Genomic DNA, 16,544 nt, shown 5'->3' with positions numbered 1-16,544 from the left:
CAGCCGCGCGACGGCACTGCCGCGCCCGGTGCCCGCGCCCGGTGCCCGCGCCCGGTGCCCGCGCCCGGTGCCCGCGCCCGGTGCCCGCGCCCGGTGCCCGCGCCCGGTGCCCGCGCCCGGAAACAACACGGGCCTGCCGTCACCGGCAGGCCCGTTGCGCAAGAGCGGCGCGCGGCGCCGGTCAGCCGGTGATCACGTCGGCGCCCTTCGGCACCACGAACTTGAACGTATCGCCCTTCAGCGGCGGGTTCGTCTGGATGTTCGTGAAGGTCAGCAGCGTGACGTTGCCGAACACGTCGTGCAGCTCCATCGCGGCGAGCGTGCCGTTCCGGAAACCGATGCCGATCCGCTGGAACTGCGTGTCCTGCGCCTTCGGCAACATCTCGAGCCACTCGATGCCGCCCTTCTCGCCGGCATCGCGCAGCGTGTAGTTCTTGTCGAGATCGTTGCTGCCGAACAGGATCGCGGCGGGGCTCGCGCCCAGCGCGCCGTTCAGCTTGCGCTCGGTGACCTGGTTCAGGTCGCGGTCGTACACGTAGAGCTTGTCGCCGTCGGCCTGCAGCACCTGCTGGTACGGCTTCTGGTACGTCCAGATGAACTTGCCGGGACGCGCGAACACGAACGTGCCGCTCGAATTGTCGGTGGGCTTCGGTGCGGCCTGCGCGGCGCTCGCGCCCTTGGCCGGCGCCTTGACGATCTGCTGCGTGAAATCGCCCTTCGCCGAACGCACCTGCGACACGAAGGCCTTCAGCTGCTCGGTACCGCCCGCGAACGCGTGCGTCGCCGCGAGCATCAGCGATGCGCCGGCGAGCGCCGCGCCGAGCCAGCGCCGCGTCGAACGAAGGGAAGGGGCGAACGAAAGTTGCTGCATGATGCGGTTTTCTCCCTGGGTGGCCGGCGCTGCGGGCGCCGCGGACTCATTCCGCGTCGCGCGCCGGCACAAGAATTTCGCGGTTGCCGCTCGACGACATCGCCGACACGAGCCCCGACTGTTCCATCTGCTCGAGCAGCCGCGCCGCGCGGTTGTAGCCGATCCGCAGATGACGCTGCACGAGCGAGATCGACGCGCGGCGGTTCTTGATGACGATCTCGACCGCCTGGTCGTACAGCGGATCAGACTCGTCGCCGCCTTCACCGGTTCCCGCGCCGGCCGAGCCCTCGTCGCCGTCGGCGGTGCCGCCTTCGAGCAGGCCCTCGACGTAGTTCGGTTCGCCGTGCTCCTTGAGCTTCTCGACGACGCGATGCACTTCGTCGTCGGCGACGAACGCGCCGTGCACGCGCACCGGCAGCCCGGTGCCGGGCGCCAGATACAGCATGTCGCCCATCCCGAGCAGCGATTCGGCGCCCATCTGGTCGAGAATCGTGCGCGAGTCGATCTTCGACGACACCTGGAACGCGATCCGCGTCGGCACGTTCGCCTTGATCAGGCCCGTGATCACGTCGACGGACGGACGCTGCGTCGCGAGGATCAGGTGGATGCCGGCCGCGCGCGCCTTCTGCGCGATCCGCGCGATCAGTTCCTCGACCTTCTTGCCGACGACCATCATCAGGTCGGCCAGCTCGTCGATCACGACGACGATGTTCGGCAGGCGGCCGAGCGGCTCCGGATCCTCGGGCGTCAGGCTGAACGGATTCGGAATCTTCTCCTCGCGCTTCGCCGCGTCGTCGATCTTGTTGTTGTAGCCGGCGAGGTTACGCACGCCGAGCTTGCTCATCAGCTTGTAGCGGCGCTCCATCTCCGCGACCGTCCAGTTCAGCGCATGGCCGGCCTGGCGCATGTCGGTGACGACCGGGCACAGCAGGTGCGGAATGCCTTCGTAGACGCTCATTTCGAGCATCTTCGGATCGATCAGGATCAGGCGCACCTGTTCGGCGGTGGCCTTGTACAGCAGCGACAGGATCATCGCGTTGATCCCGACCGACTTGCCCGAACCGGTCGTGCCGGCCACCAGCAGGTGCGGCATCTTCGCGAGATCCGCGCACACCGGCTTGCCGCCGATGTCCTTGCCGAGGCTCAGCGTCAGCGCCGACGACGCGGCCGCGTACACCTCGGAACCGATGATCTCGGACAGGTGCACGGTCTGGCGGCGCTGGTTCGGCAGCTCGAGCGCCATGTAGTTCTTGCCGGGGATCGTCTCGACGACGCGGATCGACACGAGCGACAGCGAGCGCGCGAGATCCTTCGCGAGGTTGACGATCTGGCTGCCCTTCACGCCGGTAGCCGGCTCGATCTCGTAGCGCGTGACGACCGGGCCCGGATACGCGGCGACGACGCTCGCCTCGACGCCGAAGTCCTTCAGCTTCTTCTCGATCAGGCGCGACGTGAATTCGAGCGTATCGGCGGAAATCGCTTCCTGCGTCTTCGGCGCGGGGTCGAGCAGCGACACCGGCGGCAGCGTCGAATCGCCCGGCAGGTCGGTGAACAGCGGCACCTGGCGCTCGCGCTCGACGCGCTCGGATTTCGCCGGCGTGACGACCGGCGGCACGATCGTCACCGGCTCGTGATCCTCGATGCGCACGCGCTCCTCTTCGACCTTGCCTTCGCGGCGCACGGCCGCGGCCTCGCCGAGCTTGCGGTCGCGCTCGGCCTCGCGGCGCAGCTTCGCGACGTTGACGGCGGACAGGATCGCGCCGCCGACGCGCTCGGCGACCGACAGCCACGAGAAGCGGAAATACAGCGACAGGCCGATCGCGAGCGCGATCAGCAGCAGCAGCGTGCCGCCCGTGAAGCCGAACGCATGCGACATCGCGCCCGCGACGGCCTCGCCGACGACGCCGCCCGGCGCGCGCGGCAACTGCACCTTCAGCGACCACATGCGCAGCGCCTCGATGCCGTCGCACGCGAGCACGACCAGCACGAACGCAAAGATTTCGGTGAGCCAGCCGATCGGCCGCTCGGGTTCGTCGGGAATCGCCTCGTGGCGCGTGATGCGACGGTAGTTCGCGGCGATGCGCCGCCCGAGCGGCACGATCAGCCAGTAGGCCGACAGGCCGAACAGCAGCAGGATGATGTCGGCCGTCCACGCGCCGACGCGGCCGGCCCAGTTCGAGATGTGATCGACCTGGGCGGCGTGCGTCCAGCTCGGATCGCGCCGGCTGTAGCTCAGCAGGGCCATCACCAGAAACGCACAGAGCGCAACCTGGAGAATCCAGCGGATCTCCGTAAGGAGCTTCGACATCCGGTGCGGCAACGCCTGTGCCTGGGCGGAATAAGGAGCTTTTGCCATGAATCCGTATAAAGAGGACGGGCTGCGGGCCCGCCTGTCGTTCGATCCCGCATATTGTAAGCGCTGCACCGGGCCGCCAAGTGTAAATGACGGTTACATAACGGGGCCGGGGTCAGGCCGGCGCGCCGGATGCGCTTCGCAGCCGCCCTTTCGCTCCGGTCCGACCGGCCGTCGGGCGCCGCCGGTCCGCCACCGCGATTCGGCGCCGCGCCCCGCCGTGCACGTGCGGCAACGCGCCGCCGCGCGCCCTGCCCGCCCAGCATGCGCGGCCGTTGCACCGCGCGACACTATCGCCGCGATTGAAACTCTCGTTCGGCAACGCAGCAACGGGACCTTTATAATGCGCGTCTGATACCCATCTATGACGGCATCCCGGTCACTCCGGATCGTACGGCGAGCCCTACCCCGCCCGCCGCGGCCGCCTTTTACGGATTCGCACATGTCCACGCCCAAACACGCCAAAGTCCTGATTCTCGGTTCCGGCCCCGCCGGCTACACGGCTGCCGTCTATGCAGCACGCGCCAACCTGTCCCCGGTGCTGATCACCGGCATCGCACAGGGCGGCCAGCTGATGACCACGACCGATGTCGAAAACTGGCCGGCTGACGCAAAAGGCGTGCAGGGTCCGGAACTGATGGCACGCTTCCTCGAGCACGCCGAGCGCTTCAACACCGAAATCGTCTTCGACCATATCCACACGGCGAAGCTGCACGAGCAGCCGATCCGCCTGATCGGCGACTCGGGCGAATACACGTGCGACTCGCTGATCATCGCGACCGGCGCGTCGGCCCAGTATCTCGGCCTGCCGTCCGAAGAACTGTTCATGGGCAAGGGCGTGTCGGCCTGCGCGACCTGCGACGGCTTCTTCTATCGCGGCCAGGAAGTCGCGGTGATCGGCGGCGGCAACACGGCCGTCGAGGAAGCGCTCTACCTGACGGGCATCGCGAAGAAGGTCACGGTGATCCATCGCCGCGACAAGTTCCGCGCGGAGCCGATCCTGATCGACCGCCTGCTGGAGAAGGAAAAGGAAGGCGTCGTCGACATCAAGTGGGATCACGTGCTCGACGAAGTGACGGGCGAGGATTCGGGCGTCACGGGCCTGCGCATCAAGAACGTGAAGACCGGCGCGACGGAAGACCTCGCGGTGCAGGGCGTGTTCGTCGCGATCGGCCACAAGCCGAACACCGACCTGTTCCAGGGCCAGCTCGAGATGAAGGACGGCTACATCCTGACGAAGAGCGGCCTGCACGGCAACGCGACGTCGACGAGCGTCGCCGGCGTGTTCGCTGCAGGCGACGTGCAGGACAACGTGTATCGCCAGGCAATCACGAGCGCAGGCACGGGCTGCATGGCCGCACTCGACGCGCAACGCTACCTCGAAAGCCTGCACGACAAGAAGTAAGCCGCGAGCCTTGCCGCGCCGGGCGCTACAATGGCGTCCGCTGCCGCGAAGCGGGCTCGACCGGAAAGCCGCTGCCGCCGTGCAGCGGTTTTTTTTTGCCCGCGCGCCCGAACGCGCCTGCCCTGCTACCGAATCATGGCGAAGAACCAGCCCCATCCGAGCGATCCCGCGAAGCGGAAGATCGCTGCCCGTCCCGCGAACCCCGCGCCGGCCGCTCCGCCGCCCGCACCCGATCCGGCCGCGTTGCGCGGCCAGGGCCTCGCGGGCCTCGGCGCGTTGCGCAAGTCGCTGCAAGGCGAAGCCGACCGCCGCGAACGCGCGCGCGTCGAAACCGCGAAAGCCGAGCGCAAGGCGGAAGCCGACGCGAACCTGTTCCGCAACGAAATCGGCTCGATCCGGCCGCTGAACGCCCCGCCGCGCGCGTCGGCGGGCCGCACGCCGCCGGACCCGGTGCCGAAGCAGACGCAGCGCGACGAGGAAGCCGTGCTGAACGCGACGCTGTCCGACGAATTCGATCCCGAGACGCTGCTCGACAGCGACGACTCGCTGTACTACCACCGCCCCGGCATCAGCCGCGACGTCGTGCGCAAGCTGCGCAGCGGCGCGTGGATCGTGCAGGCGCAGATCGACCTGCACGGAATGCGGCGCGACGAGGCACGCGATGCGCTCGCCGAATTCATCCGCGAAGCCGGCAAGAAGGGGCTGCGCTGCCTGCGCGTGATCCACGGCAAGGGGCTCGGCTCGATCGGCAAGGAGCCCGTGCTGAAAGGCAAGGTGCGCGCGTGGCTCGTGCAGAAGGAAGAAGTGATCGCGTTCTGCGAAGCGCGCGGCAACGACGGCGGTGCCGGCGCGGTGCTCGTGCTGCTGCAGCCGCATGCGGCGCCGGCCGAGCGGGGGCCGCGTGCCGCATCCTAGGCTGACGCTCGCGATCGCGGTATTGGAGGCGATCGCCACGCTGGCCTTCGCGATTTCGGGTTTCATCGAGGCGCGCAAGAACCGCCTCGACTCAGTCGGCACGTTCGTCGTCGCGCTCGCGACCGCGTTCGGCGGCGGCACGCTGCGCGACATCCTGCTCGAGCGCCGGCCGTTCTACTGGGTCGTGCACGACGACTACGTGATCGCGATCTTCGTGCTCGCGCTGTTCGCGCCGTTCGTGCTGCGAATGCTGTCGCGGCTGTCGGCCGAACGGCTGCTGCTGATCGCCGATGCGATCGGGCTCGGCATCTTCAGCATCTCCGGCACGGCGATCGCGCTCGACGCCGAGATGCCGCGCTTCATCGCGGTGATGATGGGCGTGATCACCGGTGTGGTCGGCGGAATCGTCCGCGACGTGCTGTGCAACGACATCCCGCTGATCCTGCGCGATTCGCGGCCGTACGCGACCTGCGCATTCGTCGGCTGCTGGTTCTACCTGCTGCTCGTGTGGCTGCAGTTCGACTCGGTATACAGCGTGCTGCTCGCGACCGGCTTCATCCTCGTCGCGCGGCTCGCGACGTTCAAGTTCGACGTGCGGCTGCCGCACTGATCGCCACGACCGCGGCCACGTCAGCCGCATCGCCGAAACAAAAAAGGGGCCGTTCGACACGGCCCCTTTCTCCAACGCTCGGCGTAACCGCCGCTTTACGCGATCCGCTCTTCCGACGCCGGATCGAACAGCACGGCCTTCGACACGTCGAACAGCAGCGACTGCGTCTGCCCCGGCTGCGGGTTCGCGGCCGGATGCACGCGGCTCACGATCCGCTTGCCGTTCACCTGTGCGAACACGTGCGTGTCCGGCCCGGTCGGCTCGGTCACGTCGACGCGCACGTCGATCGGCTGCAGCTTCGACGCCTCGCCGTGGTGCGCGTTGCGCGCGTCGGTGATGCGCTCCGGGCGCAGCCCGAGGATCACCTCGCGGCCGACGTGGCCGTTCATCCGTTTCGCGTCGAACGGCAGGTTCAGCGCGCTGCGCGCGAGGCCCGTGTCGATCTCGAGCGCGATCCCGCTGCCCTGCTCGACCAGCTTGCCGTTGATGAAGTTCATCGGCGGCGCGCCGATGAAGCCCGCGACGAACAGGTTCGACGGCGAATCGTAGATCTCCTGCGGCGCGCCGAACTGCTGGACGACGCCGTCCTTCATCACCGCGATCCGGTCGCCGAGCGTCATCGCCTCGATCTGGTCGTGCGTCACGTAGACGATCGTCGTGCCGAGGCGCTGGTGCAGCAGCTTGATTTCCGCGCGCATCTCGATGCGCAGCTTCGCGTCGAGGTTCGACAGCGGCTCGTCGAACAGGAACAGCGACGGATCGCGCGCGAGCGCACGGCCCATCGCGACGCGCTGGCGCTGGCCGCCGGACAGCTGGCCCGGCTTGCGGTCGAGCAGGTGCTGGATCTGCAGCATCTGCGACACGCGGTCGACGATCTGCTGCTGCTCGTTCTTCGGCACCTTGCGGATGTTCAGGCCGAACGAGATGTTCTCGCGCACCGTCATCGACGGATACAGCGCGTACGACTGGAACACCATCGCGATGTCGCGATCCTTCGGCGACAGGTCGTTGACGACCTTGCCGTCGATGCAGATCTCGCCGCTCGTGACCGTCTCGAGCCCGGCGATCATGTTGAGCAGCGTCGATTTCCCGCAGCCCGACCCGCCGACCAGGATCAGGAACTGTCCGTCCTCGATCTCGATGTCGACACCCTTCAGGACCGGCACCCCGTTCGGGTAGGTCTTGTACACGTCACGGATGGAAAGGCTTGCCATGCTGTGAATCCTCTGTCTCGTCTCGCGCGGCGCACTCGGGCGCCGCGTCGGGTTCGTTTCGATGCGCCGCGCGTCGTGCGCGGCCGGTTCGTCGTATCGGATAAAGCCGCGCTTACCCCTTCACCGCGCCCGCCGTCAGCCCGCGCACGAAGTAGCGGCCGGCGACGATGTAGACGAGCAGCGTCGGCAGTGCGGCGATGATCGCGCCGGCCATGTCGACGTTGTACTCCTTCACGCCCGTCGACGTGTTGACGAGGTTGTTCAGCGCCACCGTGATCGGCATCGAATCGACGCCGGAGAACACGATCCCGAACAGGAAGTCGTTCCAGATCTGCGTGAATTGCCAGATCAGGCACACCATGAAGATCGGCAGCGACACCGGCAGCAGGATCTTCGTGAAGATCGTGAAGAAGCCCGCGCCGTCGATGCGCGCGGCCTTCACGAGTTCGGCCGGCACGCTCACGTAGAAGTTGCGGAAGAACATCGTCGTGAACGCGATCCCGTACACGACGTGCACGAACACGAGGCCCGGAATCGTGTTGGCGAGGCCCAGCATCCCCTGCAGGCGCGCCATCGGCAGCAGGATCACCTGGAACGGGATGAAGCAGCCGACCAGCATCATCGTGAACAGCGCGTCCGCGCCGCGAAAGCGCCAGTGCGTGAGCACGTAGCCGTTGAACGCGCCGATCAGCGACGAGATCAGCACGGCCGGGATCACCATCTGCAGCGAGTTCAGGAAGAACGGCTTCATCCCGTCGCAGCGCACGCCGGTACAGGCGCCGCTCCACGCCTTCACCCACGGGTCGATGGTCCACGTGGTGGGCGGCGTCAGCAGGTTGCCGGTGCGCAGCTGGTCGAGATCCTTGAACGACGTCGACAGCATCACGTAGATCGGGAACAGGAAATACAGCGCGAACAGGATCAGTGCCGCATAGATCACTGCCCGGCTGATCGTCATCTTAGGCTGCATTGCGGGTGCTCCTCGATTCCATATACATCAGCGGCACCAGCACCGCGACCACGGTCGCGAGCATCATCACCGAGGACGCCGCGCCGAGCCCGAGCTGGCCGCGGTTGAACGAAAACGTGTACATGAACATGGCCGGCAGCGACGACGACGTGCCGGGGCCGCCTGCCGTCAGTGCAACGACGAGGTCGAAGGTCTTGATCGTGATGTGGCAGAGGATCAGCAGCACCGAGAAGAACACCGGGCGCATGCTCGGGATCACGATCTTGCGGTAGATGGTCGGCAGCGTCGCGCCGTCCACCTGCGCGGCCTTGAAGATTTCCGCATCGACACCGCGCAACCCCGCGAGGAACAGCGCCATCACGAAGCCGGTCGACTGCCACACGGCCGCGATCACCACGCAGAAGATCGCCTTGTCCGGATCGTCGAGCCAGCCGAACGAGAAGCTCGTCCAGCCCCAGTCGTGCATCACCTTCTCGAGGCCGAGGCCCGGGTTCAGGATCCACTGCCACGCGGTGCCGGTCACGATGAACGACAGCGCCATCGGGTACAGGAAGATCGCGCGCAGCGCGCCTTCGTTGCGGATCCGCTGGTCGAGCAGGATCGCGAGGAACAGCCCGAGCGAGACGCAGACCACGATGAACGGGATCCCGAACCAGCCGAGGTTCGCGGCGGAGGTCCACCACACGTCGTTCTGGAACAGGTCCGAGTAACGGCCGAAGCCGTCGAATTCGTAGTTCGGCAACAGTCGCGAGTTGGTCAGCGACAGATAGCCGGTAATCAGGATGAAGCCGTAGATGAACACCACGGCGATCGCGACGCTCGGCGCAAGCACGAGCTTCGGGATCCAGCGATCGGCGAAGGCCGACATCGGCGACGTACGCCGTGCGGCGGCAGCGCCGGATCCGTTTCCGCTAAGAGGGGCAGCCACTTGATTCGACTCCTGGAACGAGGGCGACGCAGGCCGGGCCGGCGCCAGGTACGGCACGGGCCCGCGAGCGAGCCCGTTTGCTGCACATGCAAAAACGCCCGGCCGATGAAGCGCTTCCGGCCGGGCGCCTGTCGCGCGTTACTTGACCTTCGCGGCCTTCGCGAGCGCGGCGACCGCGCTCTTCGAATCCTGCTGCGAGTTCATGAACTTCGTCACGACGTCCGTGATCGCGCCGGCGGTCGCGTCGCTTTGCGCCATCCCGTGCGCGAGCGACGGAACGAAGCCGCCCGACTTGATCGCGGTCTGCTCGTCGGCATACGACTTCTTCGCGCAGTCGTCGAACTTGTCCATCTTCACGCCGAGACGCACCGGCACCGAACCCTTCAGCAGGCTGAACTGCTCCTGGAAGTCCGGCGTCATGATCGTCTTCGCGAGCGCGAGCTGGCCCGGCGTCGCCGCCTTCTCGCCCTTCTGCTGGAAGAACACGAACGAATCGACGTTGAACGTGTACGCATTCGCCGTGCCCGGCACCGGTGCGCAGATGTAGTCCTTGCCCGACTTCTTGCCGGCGTTCTCGAACTCGCCCTTCGCCCAGTCGCCCATGAACTGCATGCCGGCCTTGCCGTTGATGACCATCGCGGTCGCGAGGTTCCAGTCGCGGCCGTTACGGCCCGTGTCGAAGTAGCCCTGGATCTTGCGCACCGTGTCGAACACCGACAGCATCTGCGGCGACGTCAGCGTCGCCTGGTCGAGGTCGACCAGCGCCTTCTTGTAGAACGCCGGGCCCTGCGACAGCACGACGTCTTCCCACAGCGTCAGGTCCTGCCACGGCTGGCCGCCCATCGCGACCGGCTGGATGCCCGCGGCCTTCAGCTTGTCGGCCACCGCGAAGAATTCGGGCCAGGTGGTCGGCACCTTCGCGCCGACCTTGTCGAGCGCGGCCTTGTTGATGTACAGCCAGTTCACGCGGTGCACCGAGAACGGTGCGGCGACGGTATGGCCCTTGTACTTGATGATCTTGTCGATTTCCGGCGGCAGGTTCTGCTTCCAGTCGCCGGCGGCGGAATCGATGTTGACGAGCACGCCCTGGTCGGCCCAGTCCTGGATCAGCGGGCCCTTGATCTGCGCGGCCGACGGTGCGTCGCCGCTGATCACCTTGGTCTTCAGTGCCGTCATCGCCGCGGCGCCGGCGCCGCCCGCGACCGCGAAATCCTTCCACACGTAGCCCTGCTTCTGCACGTCGTCCTTCAGCACGCCGACGGCCTTCGACTCGCCACCCGAGGTCCACCAGTGCAGCACGGTTACATTCTCGGCTGCCTGCGCCGCCACGGCGCCAGCCATCAGACCCGCGGCGCAGAGCGCACCCATGATCGAGCGAACTTTCATTACTTATCTCCTCCAGACTGAATCAACTCGTGAGGTTCCCTGACCGGGAACCGGCTTCTTGATAACGACGGGGAAATCGAGCCGCGGGACGCATGCAGCGTACGGGCCGATGACCGGCCGGGCTCTTACAGAAAGCGTGAATCGAGATTCAACGGCGTGTCTCCTCTTTGTGTTTCTGGCCCGCCGCGATGCTGCGACGCGAGCCCGGGGCCGACGGCGCGCTGACGATGCGCGCCGCCAATGTCCGATAACATTCGGCACAAGGCGCTCCCGAAGGCGAAGCTCGCGCAGCTCATCGGCCGCACATCTTTTTTTCTTCGCCCAGGTGCTACCCCTTGCGGCGGATTGTAGTTAAACTACAATTCAGTGTCAAAAATATTTTTATCGCACTACGGATCGCTTCCCAGCACCCCCAACACGGCGGAGACACATGCATACCGATTCCAGCTTTACCTTCGTACTTTTCGGCGGCACCGGCGATCTGTCGATGCGCAAGATCCTGCCCGCGCTATTCGAAGCGCACCGCGCGAACATGCTCGCGTCGAGCGGCCGGATCGTGGCCGTGGCGCGGCACGAATCGGATCGGGCGGCCTATCTCGAATGGGTCGATACGCACGTGAAGCCGCATGCGGCGAAGGCCTCCGGTAAGGCGTTCGACGACGCCGCGTGGAAGTCCTTCCTCGATCGCATCGAATACGTGAAGCTCGACCTCGGCCGCGCGGAAGACTACGTCGTGCTGCGCGACGCGATCGCAGCGCTGCCCGGCATCCGCGTGTTCTATCTGGCGACGGGCCCGTCGCTGTTCGTGCCGATCTGCAAGGCACTCGCGTCGGTCGGCCTGAACGAAGGCGCGCGCATCGTGCTCGAGAAGCCGCTCGGCTATGACCTGAAATCGTCGAACGCGATCAACGATGCGGTGGGCGAGATCTTCGCGGAAGGCCAGATCTACCGGATCGACCACTACCTCGGCAAGGAGCCGGTGCAGAACCTGCTCGCACTGCGCTTCGGCAACGCGCTGTTCGAGCCGCTGTGGCGCCGCGAATGGGTCGAGAGCATCCAGATCACGATTGCCGAGGAGCTCGGCGTCGAGGCGCGCGGCGATTTCTACGACAATACCGGCGCGCTGCGCGACATGGTGCAGAACCACCTGTTGCAACTGCTGTCGATCGTCGCGATGGAGCCGCCGCATTCGATGGATTCCGACTCGGTGCGCGACGAGAAGCTGCGCGTGCTGCGCGCGCTGAAACCCGTCGATCCGCGCGATATCGGCAAGGTGGCCGTGCGCGGCCAGTATCATGCGGGCGTGATCAAGGGCGCGCAGGTGCCGGCCTACGCGACCGAGCCGGGCGTGAAGCCCGACAGCCAGACCGAAACCTTCGTCGCACTGAAGGTCGAGATCGAGAACTGGCGCTGGGCCGGCGTGCCGTTCTTCCTGCGCACCGGCAAGCGTCTCGCCGACCGCGTCGCGGAGATCGTCGTCAATTTCCGCCCGGTGCCGCACTCGGCGCTGGGCCCCACTGCGCTGCGCCCCGGCTCGAACCGCCTCGTGATCCGGCTGCAGCCGAACGAGACGATCCGCCTGTACTGCCTCGCGAAGCAGCCCGGCGAAGGGATGAACCTCGCGAGCGTGCACCTCGACCTCGCGTTCGACCAGTTCTTCAAGGAAGGGCAGATGGAGGCGTACCAGCGGCTGCTGCTCGACGTGATCAACGGCCGGCTCGCCCTCTTCGTGCGACGCGACGAACAGGAAGCCGCATGGCGCTGGGTCGAGCCTATCCTGAACGAATGGGCGCGCACGCTGAAGCCGCCGAAGCCGTACGCGGCGGGCACCTGGGGGCCGGCCGCGGCGAGCGCGATGCTCGCGCAGCACGACACCTGCTGGCTCGAAGAAGAAAACTGATGCAAACCGTTGCCGCGCACGCCACCGTCCGCGGCAACGTGCCCCACGATTCGTACGATTTGAACAGACAAAGCAGTCCGGAGGAGATGTGATCGAGATTCACGCTTTCGACACCCAGGAAGCGCAAAGCGAAGCGCTCGCGCGCGCCGTCGGCGAGGCGCTGCGCGCCGCGCTCGCCGGCCCCGCGCGCCCGACGCTCGCGGTGTCCGGCGGCACGAGCCCGCGCCCGTTCCTGCACACGCTGTCGCACGCGGCGCTCGACTGGGCCGGCGTCGACGTCACGCTGGTCGACGACCGCTGGGTGCCGGAGGACGACGCGGCCAGCAACGCGCAGCTCGTGCGCGACACGCTGCTGCAACACGCGGCGGCCCCTGCCCGCTTCCTGCCGCTCGTCGACACGCGCAGCACGCTCGACGCGCATGTCGCCGCGCTGAACGCGAACGCCGACTACCGCGTGCCGACCATCGCCGTGCTCGGCATGGGCGAAGACGGCCACACCGCGTCGATCTTCGCCGACGCGCCCGAATGGGACCACGCGATCGCGACACAAGCACGTTTCGTCGCCGTCCATCCGGGCGCCGCGCCGCATGCGCGCGTGAGCTATTCGCTCGATGCGCTGAAGCGCGTCGACCGGTTGTTCCTGCTGATCGCGGGCGCTCGCAAGCGCGAGGTGCTCGACGCCGCGGCCGCGTCGCTGCAGAAGAACGCGATTTCCCAACTGGCCAACGACAAGGGGACCCAGCTCGATGTCTACTGGTGCGCAAAGTAAGGCGGTCGTCGCGGGTCAGCATGCCGACGGTCCGCGCCTGCTCGCGGACGTCGGCGGCACCAACGCGCGCTTCGCGCTGGAAACCGGCCCGGGCGAAATCACGCAGATTCGCGTGTATCCCGGCGCCGACTATCCGACGCTCACCGACGCGATCCGCAAGTACCTGAAGGACGTGAAGATCAGCCGCGTGAACCACGCGGCGATCGCAATCGCCAATCCGGTCGACGGCGACCAGGTCACGATGACCAACCACGACTGGAGCTTTTCGATCGAGGCGACGCGCCGTGCGCTCGGCTTCGACACGCTGCTCGTCGTCAACGATTTCACCGCGCTCGCGATGGCGCTGCCGGGCCTGACCGACGCACAGCGCGTGCAGGTCGGCGGCGGCACGCGCCGCCAGAACAGCGTGATCGGGCTGCTCGGGCCCGGCACCGGCCTCGGCGTATCGGGGCTGATTCCGGCCGACGACCGCTGGATCGCGCTCGGCAGCGAAGGCGGCCACGCGTCGTTCGCGCCGCAGGACGAGCGCGAGGACCTGGTGCTGCAGTACGCGCGCAAGAAGTTTCCGCACGTGTCGTTCGAACGCGTGTGCGCGGGCCCCGGCATGGAGATCATCTATCGTGCGCTCGCCGCGCGCGACAAGAAGCGTGTCGCCGCGACCGTCGACACGGTCGAGATCGTCGAGCGCGCGCATGCGGGCGACGCCCTCGCGCTCGAGACGGTCGAATGCTTCTGCGGGATTCTCGGCGCGTTCGCGGGCAGCGTCGCGCTGACGCTCGGCTCGCTCGGCGGCGTGTACATCGGCGGCGGCGTCGCGCTGAAGCTCGGCGAACTGTTCACGCGCTCGTCGTTCCGCGCGCGCTTCGAGGCGAAGGGCCGCTTCACGCACTACCTCGAGAACATCCCGACCTACCTGATCACCGCCGAATACCCGGCGTTCCTCGGCGTGTCGGCGATTCTCGCCGAGCAGTTGTCGAACCGCTCGGGCGGGGCGTCGTCGGCCGTGTTCGAACGGATCCGCCAGATGCGCGACGCGCTGACGCCGGCCGAGCGCCGCGTGGCCGATCTCGCGCTGAACCATCCGCGCTCGATCATCAACGACCCGATCGTCGATATCGCGCGCAAGGCCGACGTGAGCCAGCCGACCGTGATCCGCTTCTGCCGCTCGCTCGGCTGCCAGGGGCTGTCGGACTTCAAGCTGAAGCTCGCCACCGGCCTGACCGGCACGATCCCGATGAGCCACAGCCAGGTGCATCTCGGCGACACGGCCACCGACTTCGGCGCGAAGGTGCTCGACAACACGGTGTCCGCGATCCTGCAGTTGCGCGAGCACCTGAATTTCGAGCACGTCGAGAACGCGATCGAGATCCTGAACGGCGCGCGGCGCATCGAGTTTTACGGGCTCGGCAACTCGAACATCGTCGCGCAGGACGCGCACTACAAGTTCTTCCGCTTCGGCATCCCGACGATCGCGTACGGCGACCTGTACATGCAGGCCGCATCGGCCGCGCTGCTCGGCAAGGGTGACGTGATCGTCGCGGTGTCGAAGTCGGGGCGCGCGCCCGAGCTGCTGCGCGTGCTCGACGTCGCGATGCAGGCCGGCGCGAAGGTGATCGCGATCACGTCGAGCAACACGCCGCTCGCGAAGCGCGCAACCGTCGCGCTCGAAACCGACCACATCGAGATGCGCGAGTCGCAACTGTCGATGATCTCGCGGATCCTGCATCTGCTGATGATCGACATCCTCGCGGTTGGCGTCGCGATCCGCCGCGCATCGACGAACGGCGAGGTGCCCGAGGCGGTTGCGCAAGCGAAGGCGCGCGCAAGCGACGACGAAACGGCCGACGTGCTCGACTGGCTGAGCCACGGCGCCTCGCCGGCGGCGAAGGACGTCGCGCGGGACTGAGGCTTCGGCGAAACACCATCGATGCACGACACCCCGAACGCTGGATTCAGGCCCGGCGTTCGGGGTGTTTCACATGAGCGGCACCGACCCGAACCACAGCGGCTCGGCAATCGTCGACTATCGTTCTGCCGATGCCTGCGCGTGATGTCGTACGTTCGTACACGAACCCAGTTTCGAACAAATCCAATTGTCAGCAGTCGCCCAGGCTCAGTAATCTCCTCCACTTCACGGATGCCGCCGTCTCGATCCAGCGCGAAAATTGACGTGCTTTTAAAAGAACACTAATCGGTATCGCACGCGTTGACATCGCAATATCAAATTCATCCAAGTTGCGGAGATGAAAATGCCAAGGCCACATTTCTCGGCTGCATGGGCAGCAGCAATGCGAATTTACGCCCCGATAAACTCAGCGGAGAAAGTCGCGCTGATGATCGGTGGCAACGTGGCGACCAATATCAACAGTCGAGACCCGAAGCGACGTTGGGACAATACCTGCGCCGTGCGGCTGAGCTATATTCTCGGCCAGGCCGGCATGCCGATACCTTACATTCCAGGGCAAACCGTGTCGGGTGCGGACAAGCGCTGGTACTTTTTTCGCGTCACCGATTTCATCCGCTTTCTCGAGCGGCGATGGGGCAAGGCAGATGCGATCAATTTCCCGCCTTCCCGCGGAGGCGCCGCCCTGGTCGACAAGCAGGGGATCATTCTCTTCCAGATTTCAGGTTGGTCAAATGCCACGGGGCATGCAACCCTTTTCAATGGGCGTACCTGTTACGATCAGTGCTATTTCAACGAGCCGGGAGCAAATTACCGCACCGATCTCGCGCACTTCTGGAGCCTGCCATGAGACCCGATCCGCTGCGACCGCGTGTGATATTTTGGGTACTGACGTTGGCGGCACATGCGAGCCAGGCAGCAAGTCCAACGTCGACGCCGCAAGCGGGTGCACGTACCTATGCTCAGAACTACAAGGACATGGTCCTCGCCGAGTGCGTCGCGACCGCCTATCGGAATGAACCGTCCGCTGCCATGGACGCGGGAAGCAGCGCCAGCGCACTGATGGACTGGACATCCTTCGATCTGGAACGGAATCCCGACGCGGGCAAATCGCTGGTCAATCGCTTCCTTGCACGCGATTACCACAATCCGATTGTCGAATCCGAAATCAAAGGCGTCAGGTTTGATTTCTTGAAATGCCTGGACCTGTACCACAGCAAGGAACTCGACGCTCAGGCCAAGCGGTTTGTCATCAACCCGAAGCGCAGCTATCAACTCGACAATCGCTCGTCAGACCGTTCCGAGTAATGCGGGCGTATA

General features: G+C 66.2%; 14 protein-coding genes. 8 read left to right on the top strand and 6 right to left on the bottom strand.

The annotated features are described in order from the left end of the window. Positions 1 to 181 precede the first annotated feature (181 nt). Positions 182 to 871: an outer membrane lipoprotein chaperone LolA gene (lolA, locus tag ACWMMN_RS04715; protein ID WP_174994317.1), complete on the bottom strand. Its 690-nt coding sequence runs from the start codon at positions 869 to 871 to the stop codon at positions 182 to 184. Positions 872 to 917: 46 nt separating this feature from the next. After that, a complete protein-coding gene (locus tag ACWMMN_RS04710; RefSeq protein WP_059235616.1) occupies positions 918 to 3,227 on the bottom strand; it encodes a DNA translocase FtsK in 2,310 nt (769 codons plus the stop codon). Between the two features lie 439 nt (positions 3,228 to 3,666). Between ACWMMN_RS04710 and trxB the strand changes: the two genes are divergently transcribed. The 3 genes from trxB to ACWMMN_RS04695 all read left to right on the top strand — a co-directional run bounded on the left by trxB (position 3,667) and on the right by ACWMMN_RS04695 (position 6,154). Continuing rightward, positions 3,667 to 4,629 (top strand): thioredoxin-disulfide reductase, encoded by a 963-nt coding sequence (gene trxB / locus ACWMMN_RS04705; RefSeq protein ID WP_059235619.1) that lies wholly within the window; start codon positions 3,667 to 3,669, stop codon positions 4,627 to 4,629. Between the two features lie 135 nt (positions 4,630 to 4,764). Then, positions 4,765 to 5,544, top strand: a complete 780-nt coding sequence (locus ACWMMN_RS04700) for a Smr/MutS family protein (RefSeq protein WP_059235621.1) — start codon at positions 4,765 to 4,767, stop codon at positions 5,542 to 5,544. Beyond that, the gene (locus ACWMMN_RS04695) at positions 5,504 to 6,154 is read left to right on the top strand and encodes a trimeric intracellular cation channel family protein (protein WP_049030589.1); all 651 of its coding nucleotides are present in this window, start codon (positions 5,504 to 5,506) and stop codon (positions 6,152 to 6,154) included. Before ACWMMN_RS04700 ends, ACWMMN_RS04695 begins: the two co-directional genes overlap by 41 nt. 95 nt (positions 6,155 to 6,249) lie before the next feature. Here the strand turns inward: ACWMMN_RS04695 and ACWMMN_RS04690 are convergent, their stop codons facing one another. The 4 genes from ACWMMN_RS04690 to ACWMMN_RS04675 all read right to left on the bottom strand — a co-directional run bounded on the left by ACWMMN_RS04690 (position 6,250) and on the right by ACWMMN_RS04675 (position 10,652). Further along, on the bottom strand, positions 6,250 to 7,368 hold the full coding sequence (locus tag ACWMMN_RS04690) for an ABC transporter ATP-binding protein (protein WP_059235625.1): 1,119 nt from the start codon (positions 7,366 to 7,368) through the stop codon (positions 6,250 to 6,252). A 112-nt stretch (positions 7,369 to 7,480) separates the two neighbouring features. After that, positions 7,481 to 8,338, bottom strand: coding sequence for a carbohydrate ABC transporter permease (locus tag ACWMMN_RS04685; RefSeq protein ID WP_043181722.1), 858 nt, complete (start codon positions 8,336 to 8,338; stop codon positions 7,481 to 7,483). Further along, positions 8,328 to 9,266 carry a carbohydrate ABC transporter permease gene (locus ACWMMN_RS04680; RefSeq protein WP_174994316.1) on the bottom strand — a complete coding sequence of 313 codons (939 nt, stop codon included), beginning with the start codon at positions 9,264 to 9,266 and terminating at the stop codon, positions 8,328 to 8,330. Before ACWMMN_RS04680 ends, ACWMMN_RS04685 begins: the two co-directional genes overlap by 11 nt. Positions 9,267 to 9,404: 138 nt before the next feature. Then, a complete protein-coding gene (locus tag ACWMMN_RS04675; protein WP_059235629.1) occupies positions 9,405 to 10,652 on the bottom strand; it encodes an ABC transporter substrate-binding protein in 1,248 nt (415 codons plus the stop codon). A 430-nt stretch (positions 10,653 to 11,082) separates the two neighbouring features. Here ACWMMN_RS04675 and zwf point away from each other — a divergent pair, with 430 nt between their 5' ends. The 5 genes from zwf to ACWMMN_RS04650 all read left to right on the top strand — a co-directional run bounded on the left by zwf (position 11,083) and on the right by ACWMMN_RS04650 (position 16,532). Further along, positions 11,083 to 12,552: a glucose-6-phosphate dehydrogenase gene (gene zwf / locus ACWMMN_RS04670; RefSeq protein WP_059235631.1), complete on the top strand. Its 1,470-nt coding sequence runs from the start codon at positions 11,083 to 11,085 to the stop codon at positions 12,550 to 12,552. Between the two features lie 88 nt (positions 12,553 to 12,640). Next, positions 12,641 to 13,321, top strand: a complete 681-nt coding sequence (gene pgl, locus ACWMMN_RS04665) for a 6-phosphogluconolactonase (protein WP_059235633.1) — start codon at positions 12,641 to 12,643, stop codon at positions 13,319 to 13,321. Then, positions 13,299 to 15,227: a bifunctional transcriptional regulator/glucokinase gene (locus ACWMMN_RS04660; protein WP_059235635.1), complete on the top strand. Its 1,929-nt coding sequence runs from the start codon at positions 13,299 to 13,301 to the stop codon at positions 15,225 to 15,227. The genes pgl and ACWMMN_RS04660 overlap by 23 nt, the downstream gene beginning before the upstream one ends. Positions 15,228 to 15,570: 343 nt before the next feature. Next, positions 15,571 to 16,074 carry a type VI secretion system amidase effector protein Tae4 gene (locus ACWMMN_RS04655; protein WP_340623888.1) on the top strand — a complete coding sequence of 168 codons (504 nt, stop codon included), beginning with the start codon at positions 15,571 to 15,573 and terminating at the stop codon, positions 16,072 to 16,074. Then, positions 16,071 to 16,532, top strand: a complete 462-nt coding sequence (locus ACWMMN_RS04650; protein WP_340623887.1) for a type VI secretion system amidase immunity protein Tai4 — start codon at positions 16,071 to 16,073, stop codon at positions 16,530 to 16,532. The genes ACWMMN_RS04655 and ACWMMN_RS04650 overlap by 4 nt, the downstream gene beginning before the upstream one ends. The last annotated feature ends 12 nt before the right edge of the window (positions 16,533 to 16,544 follow it).

This window comes from Burkholderia cepacia complex sp. TUM26381 (assembly GCF_057439935.1).
Note: the sequence above shows the minus strand (reverse complement) of the source record. Positions and strands in the feature narration are given on the sequence as shown.

Coding starts and splice junctions, on each gene's coding strand:
- lolA (WP_174994317.1), bottom strand. CDS start 871: ATGCAGCAACTTTCGTTCGCCCCTTCCCTTCGTTCGACGCGGCGCTGG.
- ACWMMN_RS04710 (WP_059235616.1), bottom strand. CDS start 3,227: ATGGCAAAAGCTCCTTATTCCGCCCAGGCACAGGCGTTGCCGCACCGG.
- trxB (WP_059235619.1), top strand. CDS start 3,667: ATGTCCACGCCCAAACACGCCAAAGTCCTGATTCTCGGTTCCGGCCCC.
- ACWMMN_RS04700 (WP_059235621.1), top strand. CDS start 4,765: ATGGCGAAGAACCAGCCCCATCCGAGCGATCCCGCGAAGCGGAAGATC.
- ACWMMN_RS04695 (WP_049030589.1), top strand. CDS start 5,504: ATGCGGCGCCGGCCGAGCGGGGGCCGCGTGCCGCATCCTAGGCTGACG.
- ACWMMN_RS04690 (WP_059235625.1), bottom strand. CDS start 7,368: ATGGCAAGCCTTTCCATCCGTGACGTGTACAAGACCTACCCGAACGGG.
- ACWMMN_RS04685 (WP_043181722.1), bottom strand. CDS start 8,338: ATGCAGCCTAAGATGACGATCAGCCGGGCAGTGATCTATGCGGCACTG.
- ACWMMN_RS04675 (WP_059235629.1), bottom strand. CDS start 10,652: ATGAAAGTTCGCTCGATCATGGGTGCGCTCTGCGCCGCGGGTCTGATG.
- zwf (WP_059235631.1), top strand. CDS start 11,083: ATGCATACCGATTCCAGCTTTACCTTCGTACTTTTCGGCGGCACCGGC.
- ACWMMN_RS04660 (WP_059235635.1), top strand. CDS start 13,299: ATGTCTACTGGTGCGCAAAGTAAGGCGGTCGTCGCGGGTCAGCATGCC.
- ACWMMN_RS04655 (WP_340623888.1), top strand. CDS start 15,571: ATGCCAAGGCCACATTTCTCGGCTGCATGGGCAGCAGCAATGCGAATT.
- ACWMMN_RS04650 (WP_340623887.1), top strand. CDS start 16,071: ATGAGACCCGATCCGCTGCGACCGCGTGTGATATTTTGGGTACTGACG.